The 13,559-nt window shown below is 71.8% G+C and carries 15 protein-coding genes; 7 read left to right on the top strand and 8 right to left on the bottom strand.

Going from position 1 to position 13,559, the window contains the following annotated elements:
* Positions 1-112: 112 nt before the first annotated feature.
* Both MED01_RS30155 and dut read right to left on the bottom strand, forming a co-directional pair.
* Entirely contained in the window at positions 113-775 is a 663-nt protein-coding gene (locus MED01_RS30155; RefSeq protein ID WP_238671852.1) for a DUF3710 domain-containing protein, read from the bottom strand.
* 25 nt (positions 776-800) lie between these two features.
* On the bottom strand, positions 801-1,337 hold the full coding sequence (dut, locus tag MED01_RS30150; protein ID WP_238671851.1) for a dUTP diphosphatase: 537 nt from the start codon (positions 1,335-1,337) through the stop codon (positions 801-803).
* Positions 1,338-1,427: 90 nt separating this feature from the next.
* Here dut and MED01_RS30145 point away from each other — a divergent pair, with 90 nt between their 5' ends.
* On the top strand, positions 1,428-1,955 hold the full coding sequence (locus MED01_RS30145) for a DUF3093 domain-containing protein (RefSeq protein ID WP_238671850.1): 528 nt from the start codon (positions 1,428-1,430) through the stop codon (positions 1,953-1,955).
* Between the two features lie 142 nt (positions 1,956-2,097).
* On the opposite strand, the gene MED01_RS30140 is transcribed toward MED01_RS30145, so the two are convergent.
* Both MED01_RS30140 and MED01_RS30135 read right to left on the bottom strand, forming a co-directional pair.
* Positions 2,098-2,949, bottom strand: a complete 852-nt coding sequence (locus tag MED01_RS30140) for a hypothetical protein (protein WP_238671849.1) — start codon at positions 2,947-2,949, stop codon at positions 2,098-2,100.
* A gap of 119 nt (positions 2,950-3,068) precedes the next feature.
* Positions 3,069-3,365, bottom strand: coding sequence for a DUF4193 domain-containing protein (locus MED01_RS30135; protein WP_007075406.1), 297 nt, complete (start codon positions 3,363-3,365; stop codon positions 3,069-3,071).
* 432 nt (positions 3,366-3,797) lie between these two features.
* Between MED01_RS30135 and MED01_RS30130 the strand changes: the two genes are divergently transcribed.
* A complete protein-coding gene (locus MED01_RS30130; RefSeq protein ID WP_238671977.1) occupies positions 3,798-4,310 on the top strand; it encodes a LytR C-terminal domain-containing protein in 513 nt (170 codons plus the stop codon).
* 299 nt (positions 4,311-4,609) lie between these two features.
* Here the strand turns inward: MED01_RS30130 and MED01_RS30125 are convergent, their stop codons facing one another.
* Complete coding sequence (locus tag MED01_RS30125; RefSeq protein ID WP_238671848.1) at positions 4,610-5,428, bottom strand: inositol monophosphatase family protein; 819 nt, start codon at positions 5,426-5,428, stop codon at positions 4,610-4,612.
* A 38-nt stretch (positions 5,429-5,466) separates the two neighbouring features.
* On the opposite strand from MED01_RS30125, the gene MED01_RS35910 reads away from it, so the two are divergent.
* The 3 genes from MED01_RS35910 (at position 5,467) to MED01_RS30115 (ending at position 8,173) form a co-directional block, all read left to right on the top strand.
* Complete coding sequence (locus MED01_RS35910) at positions 5,467-5,592, top strand: hypothetical protein (protein ID WP_274526447.1); 126 nt, start codon at positions 5,467-5,469, stop codon at positions 5,590-5,592.
* A gap of 503 nt (positions 5,593-6,095) precedes the next feature.
* Positions 6,096-7,694: an RNA polymerase sigma factor gene (locus tag MED01_RS30120; RefSeq protein ID WP_238671847.1), complete on the top strand. Its 1,599-nt coding sequence runs from the start codon at positions 6,096-6,098 to the stop codon at positions 7,692-7,694.
* 245 nt (positions 7,695-7,939) lie between these two features.
* On the top strand, positions 7,940-8,173 hold the full coding sequence (locus tag MED01_RS30115) for a DUF7455 domain-containing protein (RefSeq protein ID WP_091402071.1): 234 nt from the start codon (positions 7,940-7,942) through the stop codon (positions 8,171-8,173).
* Positions 8,174-8,779: 606 nt separating this feature from the next.
* Here MED01_RS30115 and MED01_RS30110 read toward each other — a convergent pair.
* The 3 genes from MED01_RS30110 to MED01_RS30100 form a co-directional block, all read right to left on the bottom strand.
* Positions 8,780-10,513 carry a DEAD/DEAH box helicase gene (locus MED01_RS30110; RefSeq protein WP_238671846.1) on the bottom strand — a complete coding sequence of 578 codons (1,734 nt, stop codon included), beginning with the start codon at positions 10,511-10,513 and terminating at the stop codon, positions 8,780-8,782.
* A 190-nt stretch (positions 10,514-10,703) separates the two neighbouring features.
* On the bottom strand, positions 10,704-11,366 hold the full coding sequence (locus tag MED01_RS30105) for a trimeric intracellular cation channel family protein (RefSeq protein WP_238671845.1): 663 nt from the start codon (positions 11,364-11,366) through the stop codon (positions 10,704-10,706).
* A gap of 40 nt (positions 11,367-11,406) precedes the next feature.
* Positions 11,407-11,625 carry a DUF3039 domain-containing protein gene (locus MED01_RS30100; RefSeq protein WP_007456912.1) on the bottom strand — a complete coding sequence of 73 codons (219 nt, stop codon included), beginning with the start codon at positions 11,623-11,625 and terminating at the stop codon, positions 11,407-11,409.
* 88 nt (positions 11,626-11,713) lie between these two features.
* On the opposite strand from MED01_RS30100, the gene MED01_RS30095 reads away from it, so the two are divergent.
* Both MED01_RS30095 and MED01_RS30090 read left to right on the top strand, forming a co-directional pair.
* Positions 11,714-12,649, top strand: a complete 936-nt coding sequence (locus MED01_RS30095; RefSeq protein ID WP_238671844.1) for a pseudouridine-5'-phosphate glycosidase — start codon at positions 11,714-11,716, stop codon at positions 12,647-12,649.
* Entirely contained in the window at positions 12,646-13,545 is a 900-nt protein-coding gene (locus tag MED01_RS30090; protein ID WP_238671843.1) for a carbohydrate kinase family protein, read from the top strand. Before MED01_RS30095 ends, MED01_RS30090 begins: the two co-directional genes overlap by 4 nt.
* Positions 13,546-13,559 lie beyond the last annotated feature (14 nt).

The following is a 13,559-nucleotide window of genomic DNA, read 5'->3' as shown; positions in this document are numbered from 1 at the left end:
CCTCCGCGTCACCCTCTCCACGCTCGCCGTCCCCGGCCGGCCCCGGCGGCGCCGGAACCGTGCCGCCAGCGTACGCCGACGGGGCTGGTTCCGGCGGGCCGGTGCGCGCCGGTCAGACCTGACGCGGCGCGGCGGCGGCGTCGCCCGCCTCGGCCTCGGCCTGGTCGGCGATCTCCCGAGGCAACCGCAGCGGCAGTGGCTCGCGGACCGGCTTCGCCTCCTGCCCACGGTCGACCACCAGGCCGTCCAGGCACTCGACGAGCGGGCCGGCCATGGCCGGATCGGTGGCCACCGGCCCCTGGAAGACGCCCCGGACCATCCAACGCGGCCCGTCGATTCCGACGAACCGCAGGTGCGTCGCGCCGTCCGGCGTATTCACCTGTGCGTGCAGCTCCGGGCCGTACTCGCCGGCGACCTCCTGCGCGCTCGCGCCGTCGCGGAGCAGCGACTGCCGGATCTCCTCGCGCACCTCGTCCCAGATGCCCTCGGACCGGGGGGCGGCGAAGACGCCCAACTGGAGCGCGTTGTCACCGTGCACCAGCACCACCTGCTGGACCACACCCTGCGGGTCGGCCTGCACCCGCACCTCGACGTCGGCGATCGCCGGGATGTGCAGGCTGCCCAGGTCGAGTCGCTGCACGTCGTCGTAGCTCTCGGAGATGTCGTAGGGGCCGCGCTCCAACGTCGGCGTCGCATCGCCCTGGTCCGGGACCTGGGTAGCCCGCTCGCCACGGGTCTGCCGCTCCGCATCGGCCCGCTTTCGGGAGAAGATCACTGCGCCTGCCCTCCGCTGTTCACACTCACCCTGCCACCTCTTCCGTCTGCCCGCGGCCCGGCTCGCTCGGCCGCCGCTCGACCCGGTCCTGGCCCGTCGGCGACGGCACCAACCCGGCGTGCCCACCGGTGGACCCGTGCCCACCGGCCCCGCGTCGGGACGCGGGCAGCTCGACCACCGGCTCGAACCGCGCCCGCGCGACCTGCTGGACCACGAGCTGCGCGATCCGATCGCCGCGGGAGATCTTCGCCGGCACCTCCCGATCATGATTGATCAGGTTGACCAGGATCTCACCCCGGTAGCCGGCGTCGACCGTACCGGGCGCGTTGAGCACCGTCACGCCGAGCCTGGCCGCCAGACCGGAGCGGGGATGGACCAGGGCCACGTACCCCTCCGGCAGCGCGATGGCCACGCCGGTGGGCACCAGGGCACGGCCGCCGGGTGGCAGCTCCACGTCCGCGGCCGCCACCAGGTCGGCCCCGGCATCGCCGGGATGGGCGTACGTGGGCAACGGCAGCTCCGGGTCGAGCAGTTGCACAGGCACGGGTACGACGTCGGTCACGGGTCCCCTCTTCCGTCCGGTTCGCGGGGTGACCCTGCCATCCTGCCGGTTCGTCGAGCCGTCGTGCGCCGTACCCTCGCAGGAGTGAGCATGTCGCCCTCCCCGTCCGCCGATCAGCCGCCGGTCGCCGCCCGCGCGGCCTACACCGAGCGGCTGGATCTGCCCTGGTGGCTGTGGCTGGCCGGGCTGGTCGCCGCCGCGTTGCTGGCCGTCGAGATCTGGATGGGCGCCTCCGGCGTCCGTACCTGGCTGCCGTTCGCCGTGCTGGTGCCGCTCACCGCTGTCGGGCTGTGGTGGCTGGGCCGGATCCGGGTCGGGGTGGCCGACGACGAGCTGCGGGTTGACGACGCCCGCCTACCGGTCCGTTTCGTGGCCGACGTGGTGCCGCTGGACGTGGCCGGCCGACGTGAGGTGCTCGGCGTCGGCGCGGACCCGCTCGCCTTCGTGGTGCAGCGACCGTGGATCGGCGGCGCCGTGCAGGTGGTCCTCGACGATCCCGCGGATCCGACCCCGTTCTGGGTGGTGAGCACCCGCCACCCGGTCGAGCTGGCCGAGGCGGTGCTGACCGCCCGGAACGCCCTGGCGGCTACCCACCCGACCGCGGGCGAGCCGGGCTGACCCGACGCCGAAGGCGTCGCTCAGGAGCCGGCCCGACGGCATGGGCCCGCTCAAGAGCCGATCCGAACGGCGGGGAACCGCTCAGATGCCGGCCCGAACGGCGCAGGGCCGCTCAGGTGCCGGCCCGAGCGGCGAGGGCCGCTCAGGTGCCGGTGGGCGGGCCCGGGAGGGCCGCCGGTGGCGCGGGGCGGGCGATGCCCCGCCGACGCAGGTCGACCTGGAGTTGCTCGGCCATCTGCTGGGTGGCCCGGCGGTTGAGGAAGCTGGCCACCGCCGCGCCGGTCAGGAACGGCCCGAGCGTGGTGAGGTTTCGCCCGAAACGCCGCAGCAGCATGTCCCGCAACTCCTTGCGGGCGGCGGTGCCGAGCACCGCCCCCACTCCCACGCCGGGCACCATCGGGTTGACGCCGCGTTGAGTGGCCCAGGAGTGCACCAACGCGACCGCCCGTTGGCTGCCGGCGGCCGGTAGTGCCACGCCGTGGATCTCGTGCAGCTCGCCGACGAGTTTCAGCTCCACCGCCACCACGGCCACGGTCTCGGCGGCGAGCAGCACCGGCGCGGAGAGCAGGGTCGGGGCAACCGCCCACTCGACGGCGGCGACGCCCCCACCGGCCGCGCCGATCGCGGCAGTGGTCCTCGACGCGTTGCGGATGAGCCGGTCGGCCAGGGCGGCGTCGTCCAGGCCGGGGAAGTGCCGCCGCAGCGTGTCCAGGTCTCGTACCGGGACGTGCGGGGCTACCTCGGCGACGGCGTCGACCATCCACCGCACGGCGGCGCGGGGCTTGAACAGGTCGGAGATGCCCCGCGCACGGGCCTGCCCGACCATCCGGGTCAGCAGTTGACGGCGTCGGGCCGGCGCGATGTCGTCGGCGGTCAACGCCGCGACGGTGGCACCGAGGTCGTCAGCGCCACCGTTGGCACCAAGGTCGTCAGTGCCACGGGTGACGCCGAGGCCGTCAGCGCCGCCATCGGTGGTGCCGCCTCGATCGCTCATCGGACCTCCCGGTGCTGTGGCTACCCGCTACGAGTCAAGCAGGTACCCACAGCTGCCGCATGCCTACACCGGCAGCGGCGACCCCGTTCAGGAGGCCGCCGCCGGTGTTGTCGTGCTTGTCAGACGCACTCGCGGCAGATCAGCTCGCCGTTACGCTCGACCGCCAGCTGGCTACGGTGGTGGACCAGGAAGCAGCGGGCGCACCGGAACTCGTCCTGCTGCATCGGAAGCACCTTGACCGTGAGCTCCTCGTCGGCCAGATCGGCACCGGGCAGCTCAAAGCTCTCGGCCACCTCGGCCTCGTCGACGTCCACCGCGCCCGACTGTGAGTCGACGCGCCGTGCCTTGAGCTCTTCCAGGCTGTCCTCGCCGAGGTCGACCTCGTCGCGACGCGGGGCGTCGTAGTCGGTGGCCATCGGTTTCACTCTCCCATATCGATGTTGTCGCTTCCGGTTGTAACGCCGGACGACGCTGTTTCGGTTCCGCTGGCCGGCCACCACTTGTGTCGGGCACCCGACCCGAGGACCGAACGGGTCGAGCTCGCCGGGGCGACTCCCCTGCGAGCGCGGAACCTTACCCCCCCTTGGGCGAGGCATGTATACCGCCCTTGCGGCTGAGATGTACGCCCCCGCACGCGAAGTTGTTCCCAATGTGATTCAGGCGACACGAAGATAGGGGTAGTAGTACCCGGTTCGCGGTCGGCGCGCCGGCATGTCGGGCTGTTTCCACGCGACGGCCGGACAACCGTTAACCTCAGCGGCGTATTCGACGGCCGGCGGCCTGAGCGATCGTTCCCGGCCGCCACCACCCACTGAGGTCCGGGGAGTGCCCTGATGAGTTTTGCGCGCGTGCGAGCACTCGTCGTCGTCGGCCTGCTGGCGGTCATCGCCCTGGTCTTCGTCGTCGTGGCCGTGGTCCGCGACAGCCAGGGCAACGTGGGCACCGCAGCGGGTTGCCCCGAGGGCTGGCCTCTGGCGGATCTGACCCTGCGCGAGCGCAAGGACGTCAAGATCAACGTGTTCAACGCCACGGATCAGCCCGGTCTCGCCCACACCGTCGCCGACGAGTTCAGCAATCGACAGTTCCAGGTCAAGAAGACCGGGAACGAGAAGAAGGTCAACAGCGTCGCGGTGCTGCGGTACGGCCCGAAGGGCGTCGGTTCCGCGCACCTGCTCCAGGCGTACTTCCTCAACAACGCCGTGCCGGGCTACGACCCGAAGCGCGCCGACGACACCGTGGACGTGGTGCTGGGCAACGGCTTCCAGCAGCTCGCCACCACCACCGAGGTCAACCAGTCGCTCGGCGACTCGGGTCCGCCGGAGGCTCCCAAGGGCTCGTGCCCGTCCCCACCCGCCAAGTGACGGCGTAACCGGCCCACCGCCGCGCCAGGTCGGCGCCCAGCACCGACCTGGCCCGCTACCTGGCTCACCGGCTCTGACCCGCCGACCTGGCCCGCCAGCCCCGACCCGCCGACCTGGCCCGCCAGGTCTGGCCCGCCAGGTCTGGCCCGCCGGCCAGAGCTGACCGCCGGGAGGCCGGAGCCAGCCGCCGGAAGGCCGGAGCCGGCCGGCGGAAGGCCGGAGTCGGCCGGCGGAAGGCCGGAGTCGGCCGGCGGAAGGCCGGAGCCGGCCACTCACAGCCGGCCGACCCGGTCCGCCGGTCAGGGACCGCCGGAGGCGTCCAGCGCGGCCAACCGGTCGTGCAGCGGCGCGAAGAGCGCGGGCGGGGCCGCGACCACCAGGTCCGGCCCTGGCGGCCGTCCGGCCAGGCCGGCGACCCGAGCCCCCGCCTCGGCGGCCACCAGCCCGCCGGCCGCCAGGTCCCAGGCCGCAAGACCCTTCTCGAAGTACGCGTCGAGCCGCCCCTCGGCGACCAGGCAGAGATCCAGCGCCGCGGCCCCGAGCCGGCGGATGTCGCGTACGTGCGCGATCAGACCGGCCACCACCTGCGCCTGGTGCGCCCGACGGCCGGCGTCGTAGCCGAAGCCGGTGCCGACCAGCGCCTGCCCGAGATCGACCTCGCCGGAGCACCCCAGCCGGACACCGTCGCGCCAGGCGCCACCGCCGGCTGTGGCGGTCCATTCCTCGCCGGTGCTCACGTTGCGCACCACTCCGGCGACCACCACCCCGTCCACCTCGGCGGCCAGCGAGACCGCGGAGTACGGCAGTCCGTACAGGTAGTTCACAGTGCCGTCGATCGGGTCGACGATCCAGCGCACACCGCTGCGAGTCGCCCCGGAAGCTCCCTCGCCGTACTCCTCGCCCAGCACCGAGTCGTCAGGGCGCAGCGCGGCCAACGCGTCGAGGATCTGCCGTTCGACCGCCCGGTCGGCGGCGGTGACCACGTCGGTGACGGTGCTCTTGGTGGCGGCGACGACGACCCCCTCGGCGCGCATCCGGTACGCGGTGTCCGCCGCGTCCCGAGCCACCTTCACCGCGATGGTCAGCAGCTCCGACGGGGTCGTGGCCGAGTTGGTCATGATTCGCCTCTTTCCGCACTCCGGGCGCATGTGGGTGGGTGAAACTACCGACCCGACTTCCGAAGATCATCGTTCCCGACGCCGTACGACGGCACCAGACCAGGATCTTCGGCACCTGGGATCCGCTGCGAGGTGGGCGCACCCGCACCGCCCTCGCAGCTTGAGCGGCCGACCTCCGGCAATATGCCCCTTTAGGTTGGTAATGTCGCTTAAATGCTTACCGCCCCGTCCATGCTCGGCTCACAACCGTTGCCCAACCGCGACCTGGTGGGGACGCCACCAGCCGGACGAACAGCGACCTCGGTGATCCACACGCGCACTCTCCCAACCGCCACGTTGACCTCGTACCGCCTGCTCAAACGGCAGTTCGGACACGATCTGCGCGCCACCGGCCTCGATGACGGAAGCCCTTCGCCGGCAGCGCGGCTATCATTACCGCGAAGCCCATATCTCCGCCCCACCGACGGTCCCCACCGGCGGTACGCGGTGCGGAGCAGGATGATCGCCGCAGACGGCGTTACAATTCACCCCTGCCCACGCGGCACGGACCGCCGACCACCGGCCGGACCGTGACACGAGGGTCCCTCAACCACATCGCCCGGCACGGTAACCCTCGCTGCGCTGGACGAACCCGCCGTGCCCGCTCTTCGCCTCCGGAAGGTCATTCGTGACAGAACCCCGCCAGCCCGGCGCCGACGTTCGCTCGCTCACCGACACCCTGATCGCCCACGCCCAGAGCGCCGGTGGTCAGCTCACGTCGGCTCAGCTCGCGCGCACCGTCGAGTCCGCCGAGGTGACTCCGGCCCAGGCCAAGAAGATCCTGCGGGCGCTCTCCGAGGCGGGAGTGACCGTCGTGGTGGACGGCTCGGCGAGCACCCGCCGCCGCGTCGCCGCGGCCCGCTCGACCACGCCAGCGTCCCGGGCCACCACCGCCAAGACCACCAAGAAGGCCGCCGCGCCGGCCCCGAAGCAGGCGCCCGCCGGCGACGACGCCCCGGCGACGTCGGCCCCGCGCAAGGTGGCCGCTCGCAAGGCGACCGGCGCGGAGGCTGCGACGCCGACGAAGGCGACCAAGTCGACCCGAGCCACCAAGGCGACGGTGGCAGCGGCTGCCGGAGCCAAGCCGACCAAGGCTGGCGGCAAGGCCAAGGGCGAGGGCGCCGAGGGTGAGATCGATCCGGAGGAGCTGGCCGCCGCGATCGAGGACGTGGTGGTCGAGGAGCCGGCTGAGCTGGCCCAGGCCGCCGAGACCGACGCCGCCGCCTCGGCGACCGACAACGACTTCGAGTGGGACGACGAGGAGTCCGAGGCCCTCAAGCAGGCGCGACGCGACGCCGAGCTGACCGCCTCCGCCGACTCCGTCCGCGCGTACCTGAAGCAGATCGGCAAGGTTCCGCTGCTCAACGCCGAGCAGGAGGTGGAGCTGGCCAAGCGGATCGAGGCCGGGCTCTACGCCGCCGAGCGACTGCGGGCTGCCGACGAGGGCGAGGAGAAGCTCGTCCGGGAGATGGTCCGGGACCTGGGCTGGATCTCCCGCGACGGCGAGCGGGCCAAGAACCACCTCCTGGAGGCGAACCTCCGACTGGTGGTGTCGCTGGCCAAGCGCTACACCGGCCGTGGCATGGCCTTCCTCGACCTCATCCAGGAGGGCAACCTCGGTCTGATCCGGGCCGTGGAGAAGTTCGACTACACCAAGGGCTACAAGTTCTCCACGTACGCCACCTGGTGGATCCGACAGGCCATCACCCGCGCCATGGCCGACCAGGCCCGCACCATCCGCATCCCGGTGCACATGGTCGAGGTCATCAACAAGCTTGGCCGCATACAGCGTGAGCTGCTCCAGGACCTGGGCCGCGAGCCCACTCCCGAAGAGCTGGCCAAGGAGATGGACATCACACCCGAGAAGGTGCTGGAGATCCAGCAGTACGCTCGGGAGCCCATCTCACTGGACCAGACCATCGGCGACGAGGGCGACAGCCAGCTCGGCGACTTCATCGAGGACTCCGAGGCCGTGGTCGCGGTCGACGCGGTCTCGTTCTCGCTCCTGCAGGACCAGCTCCAGCAGGTGCTGCAGACGCTCTCCGAGCGTGAGGCGGGTGTGGTACGGCTGCGTTTCGGCCTGACCGACGGCCAGCCGCGGACGCTCGACGAGATCGGCCAGGTCTACGGGGTGACCCGGGAGCGGATCCGGCAGATCGAGTCCAAGACGATGTCGAAGCTGCGTCACCCGTCCCGGTCGCAGGTCCTCCGGGATTACCTGGACTGAGCGGGTTTCGTCAACCGAACGTGTCGTTTTGACCACCTGGTGTGCAACACCAGATGGTGATCGTCCGGATGCACGAATGTGATCGTTGACGTGGCACCCTGGGTGCACGGCACACTGTCCCTTCCAGGTGTGACCTCGGTCCCCCGCGGGCACACAGGGAAGGCAGTGCCTAGTAAGGGTGTTGCACGATAGGTGAGCAACGACCGAAGAGATTGTTCATCGGTGACGACCAGAGGAGGAAGGCGATGACCCCGACCCTCACGCCGCCGCCCGTGACGGCGGCTCCCCCAGCCGCCGATGAACGGTGCGACCGCTGCAATGCTGCCGGGAAGCTCCGGATCACTCTGGCGGGTGGGAGCGAGTTGGTGTTCTGCGGGCACCACGCGAACAAGTACGCGGAGGATCTCGTGAAGATCACCGAGCGGTTCGCGACGGAGCCCGATTTCAGCTGGCGTGGCGCCGACCTGATGGCGAACTAAATCCGCAAACCGACATAGCTGACCGGAGGCACCCCGAGGGTGCCTCCGGTCAACTTTTTTCTGTCCGAGCGCCCCGCACCCCGCACCCCGCGCCAAGATCCGAGCAACTTCCCTGATGGTGCTGCCTCCGCCACGCCGGAGACAGCACCATCCCTGTTCCTGCGCGGTCTTGACGACCACACCGCCCTCCGGCAGGCCGGGAGCGAGGTCTGGGCGCCACCGACCGTCAAGGTCACGCTCGAAGCAGGATGTAGTGGCCTCCCCGACTCACCGACACCACTAGAACCAGGATGGTGCGCGATCTTGGGATCGGGACGCCCCGCACAGGGGCATCCATCGCCGTTCCGGGCAGGCAAACCGCAGCACCGCCCAGGCCCCCGTTGATCCACTCGGGTTCATGGAAGTCGCGCTGTCCACCTCGCTCGAACACCGCGGCGTCAAGGAAGCCGAGTGGATCACGGCGCAAGCGCTGACACCGACCCACACGCTCGCAGGGACACCGACCACCACGGGAGCACGCCACGCCGCAGGTACCACGCGGCCCCGGTCACGGCCCAAAGGCGACACGGCCGACACGGCGCAGTCCGCCACGGCCCCGGAACCGGTCTAGAGGGTCTGCACGGTGGCGATGCGTTCCTCAAGCTGCTCGATGGTGGCCTGGGCGCTCGGCGGTCCGCCGCAGAGCCGGCGCAACTCGGCATGGATCTTGCCGTGCGGCTGGCCTGTCCGATGGTGTCGGGCGGCCACCAGAGCGTTCAGTTGGCGTCGGAGCGCCACGCGACGCTGAGCGGCGCTCATGGGTGCGGGTGGCGCTGCTGTGGCCGCAGCGGCCGGCTGAGCGGCCCCGTCGGCCGTACGGCGGCGTTGGGCGGCGAGCTGTGCGGCCTGCCGCTTGGTCAGCAGCAGCGAAACCTGGTCGGCGGTGAGCAGACCGGGCAGGCCGAGATATTCCTCTTCTTCGGGGGTGCCGGCCTGGGCCGCGGTGCCGAACGACGCGCCGTCGAAGATCACCTGGTCCAGCTCGGCGGTGGCGGAGAGCGCCGCGAACCGCTTCTCCAACTCCCCGCTGGCCTGGTCGTCGCGCTGCGCGCGTTCCAGCAGGTCGTCGTCGAAACCGTCGGCTTCCTTGGGTTTACCGAGTACGTGGTCGCGCTCGGTCTCCATCTCGCTGGCCAACCCGAGCAGGTGCGGCACGCTGGGCAGGAACACCGAGGCGGTCTCCCCGGGCCGGCGGGCCCGCACGAACCGGCCGATCGCCTGGGCGAAGTAGAGCGGCGTGCTGGCGCTGGTGGCGTAGACCCCGACTGCCAGTCGCGGGATGTCGACCCCCTCGGACACCATCCGCACCGCCACCAACCACCGCTGGTCGGAATCCGCGAACGTCGCGATCCGGGCGGACGCGCCCTGGTCGTCGGAGAGCACCACGGCGGCCTTCTCGCCGGTCACCTGCTCGATCAGCTTGGCGTACGAGCGGGCGGTCTGCTGGTCGGTGGCGATGATCAGACCACCGGCGTCGGCCATGCCCGCGTTGCGCAGCACTGTGAGTCGGGCGTCGGCGGCGCGCAGCACCTGCGGCATCCAGTCGCCGGCCGGGTCCAGGGCGGTACGCCACGCCTGGGCGACCAGGTCCTGGGTCATCGGCTCACCCAGCCGGGCCGCCAGTTCCTCCCCCGCGTTGGTACGCCAGCGGGTCTCCCCGGAGTACGCCAGGAAGAGCACCGGCCGGACCACGCCGTCGCGCAGCGCGTCGGAGTAGCCGTACACGGAGTCGGCGCGGGAGCGCAGCAGCCCGTCCCCGCCCCGCTCGTAGCTGACGAACGGGATCGGGTTGTCGTCGGAGCGGAACGGTGTCCCGGTGAGCATCAGTCGGCGTACGGCGGGTTCGAAGGCGTTCTTCACCCCGTCGCCCCAGGACCGGGAGTCGCCGGCGTGGTGGATCTCGTCGAGGATGACCAGGGTGCGTCGGGTCATGGTGCGTCGCCGGTGCACCTGCGGGGCCATCCCCACCTGCGCGTAGGTGACCACCGCGCCGTGGAAGTCGGCCGCGGAGTGCAGGTCGGCGTTGCGGAAGGCGGCGTCGAGCTGGATGCCGACCCGGGCCGCGGCGTCTGCCCACTGGTTCTTCAGGTGCTCGGTCGGGGCGACCACGGTGACCGCCTCCACGGTGCCGTCACCGAGCAGTTCGGCCGCGATCCGCAGGGCGAAGGTGGTCTTGCCGGCACCGGGCGTGGCGACCGCTGTGAAGTCGTCGCTGCGGCGACGCAGGTATTCCACCAGCGCCTTGCGCTGCCAGGCGCGCAGCGCCGGGAACGTCTCGAGCACCGGCGTCCGGGCTGCCACGCGAAGCTCCTCTCCGACCGCACGATGGCGGACCCCGGGCGAGGGCCACGAGGATCCGCCGCCCATGAAAACGCCTCCGCGCAGAAGCTGCCGCGAAGGCCGGCTCAGCATAACCAGCACGGGCCGTCGGGCCCAGGCGACGCCACGCTGGTCACAATCCCGCACCCAATCGAACAGCGGCCCGACCGTCTCACCACTCCCGGTCGGTGCGTGGATCCGACCCGTTGGCACGCGGCGGGCGCAGCGTGGCCACCGGCGCGGACCAGCGTCGACGCAGCGCGATCAGGCGTAGTCCGAAGACCAGGACGGCGGCGGCGGTGAGCGGCAGGGGCCCGGTCTGCCTGGTGACGTACAGCAGAACCACCAGGACCGAACCGGCCAGTGCGGCCAGCGCGTAGATCTCCCGGCGCAGCACGACCGGGATCTCGGCGGTGAGCAGGTCGCGGCCGAGCCCGCCGCCGATCGCGGTGAGCATGCCGATCAGGCAGGCCCCTACCGCCGGTACCCGGGCGTCGAGCGCCTTGAGCGTGCCGGTGACGGTGAACAGTGCCAGACCGGCCGCGTCCAGCACCAGCACCGTGGTGCGCAGTCGGGCCAGTTGCGGGTGCAGCCAGAAGACGGCGAGCGCGGTGATCGCGGCAGTGGCCGCGTACCGCCAGTCGGCGAAGGCCAGCGGCGGCACCTCGTCGATGACCAGGTCCCGGAAGATCCCACCGCCGAGGGCGGCCACGAAGCCGACGAACGCGACACCGAACAGGTCCAGTCGCTTGGCCACCGCCGCCGACGCCCCGGAGGCGGCGAACACCGCCACCCCGCTCAGGTCGGCGAGGAGCAGGGCGGTGGAGGTGGTCACCGCCGCAGGCTACGTCGCCGGCCGGAGCACCGGCCGAGGTTCACTCACGGTACGAGTCGTAGATCTCCTTGCACTTGGGGCAGACCGGCGAACCCGGCTTGGCCGCCTTGGTGACCGGGAAGGTCTCGCCGCAGAGAGCGACGACGAAAGTGCCCATGACGGCGCTCTCGGCGATCTTCTCCTTGCGGACGTAGTGGAACATCTCGGGACCGGTGTCGGCGTCCTTCAGCTCCGGACGCTCGAGAACCTCTGTGCTCACGTCTGCACCTCCGACCGACAAGTTTGGCAGGTCATCATGGCCGGGTCCACTTGAGGCCGGCCGAGGCCCCACCCCGTACGGTGCCCGTGTGACTGACTTTCGCATCAGCTACGGCACCGAGGTGGCCGAAGCCCAGCGCGACGGCCGGCCCGTCGTCGCCCTGGAGAGCACCATCGTCTCGCACGGTCTGCCCCGGCCGGAGAACCTACGCGTGGCCAGGGAGATCGAGCGGACGGTTCGGGACGCCGGGGCCGTTCCGGCGACGATCGGCATGATCGCCGGTGAGCTGGTGGTCGGCCTGGACGACGCGCAGCTGACCAGGCTGGCCACTGTCGACGGCGTGACAAAGCTCTCCGTCCGCGACCTCGCGGTCGCCGCCGCGACCGGCGCGGACGGCGCTACCACCGTGGCCGCGACAAGCGCGGTGGCCGCCGCCGCCGGCATCGGCGTGTTCGCCACCGGCGGGCTGGGCGGGGTGCACCGGGAGGCCGAGCACACCTTCGACGAGTCGGCGGACCTGGTCACCCTGGCGCAGACCCCGATCGCGGTGGTCTGCGCCGGGGTCAAGTCGATCCTCGACGTGGGCGCGACGTTGGAGCGCCTGGAGACCCTCGGGGTCGCTGTGGTCGGTTACCGCACCCGCCGGTTCCCCGGCTTCTACCTGACCGATGCCGGCTTCGATCTGGACTGGTCGGTGGACTCACCGGAGCAGGTCGCCGCCGTGCTTGCCGCCCGGGACGAGCACGCCGTGCACACCGGAGGGCTGCTGATCGCCAACCCGCTGCCGGTCGACGAGCAGCTCGACCCGGAGCTGCACGACCGGACTCTCACCGAGGGCCTGGCCCTGCTGGAGCGGGACGGGATCACCGGAAAGGCCGTCACCCCTTACCTGCTCGCGCACTTCCACTCCTCCACCGAGGGCGCGAGCCTGGCGGTGAACGTGCGGATCATCCTGCGCAACGCCGACCTGGCGGCGCGGATCGCGGTCGCCTCGGTGGCCCGCGGCACCGCCGTCCCGGCATGACCCGACCGGCCCGCGTGGTCGTCGTCGGGGACGTGATCACCGACGTGGTCGCCGTGTTGTCCGGGCCGCTCGCGGCCGGCTCGGACACCGGGGCCGCGATCAGTCTCGGCGGCGGCGGTCAGGCGGCCAACACCGCCGCCTGGATCGCGGCGCAGCGGGTGGACGTCACGCTCGTCGGGGCCGTCGGTGACGACGACGCCGGGCGGGACCGGGTCGCCGAGCTGGAACGGGCCGGCGTCGACTGCGCCATCGAGCAAATCGAGGGCGCCCCGACCGGCACTGTCATCGTGTTGGCCGCCGACGACGAGCGCACCATGGTCAGCCAGCGGGGCGCGAACCTGCGGCTGAGCGCCGCGCACGTCGAGCAGGCCCTCGCGGCGGCGTCCGGCGCTGGGCATCTGCACCTGTCCGCGTACACCCTGTTGGACGCGGAGTCGCGCGGCGCGGGGCTGCGGGCGTTGGCTGCCGCCCGCCAGCGCGGGCTCACCATCAGCGTCGACGCGGCCTCCGCGGCGCCGTTGCGGCGGGTCGGCGCGGCGGCGTTCCTGAGTTGGGTACGCGACATCGACCTGCTCCTGGTCAACGCGGACGAGGCCACGGTGCTGGCCGGCGGGCTGGACCCGGCGGCGCAGGGGCGGGCGCTGTCGGCGACGGCTCGGCGGGTGGTGGTGAAGCGCGGCGCGGCCGGCGCGGTCTGGGTGGACCGCACCACGCCGGTCTGTGTGGCCGAGGCGCGGCGGGTGGCGGTGGTGGACGTCACGGGCGCGGGCGACGCCTTCGCGGCCGGTCTGCTCACCGCGTGGCTCGCCGGTGCCACCCCGACCGCGGCGCTGAGCCGGGCCACCGACCTGGGCGCGCTGGCCGTCTCCACGGCGGGCGCGCGGCCACAGTCGTAGCGGCCGACGCGCGG

The organism is Micromonospora alfalfae, assembly GCF_022230925.1.
Lineage (GTDB): Bacteria > Actinomycetota > Actinomycetes > Mycobacteriales > Micromonosporaceae > Micromonospora > Micromonospora alfalfae.
Note: the sequence above shows the minus strand (reverse complement) of the source record. Positions and strands in the feature narration are given on the sequence as shown.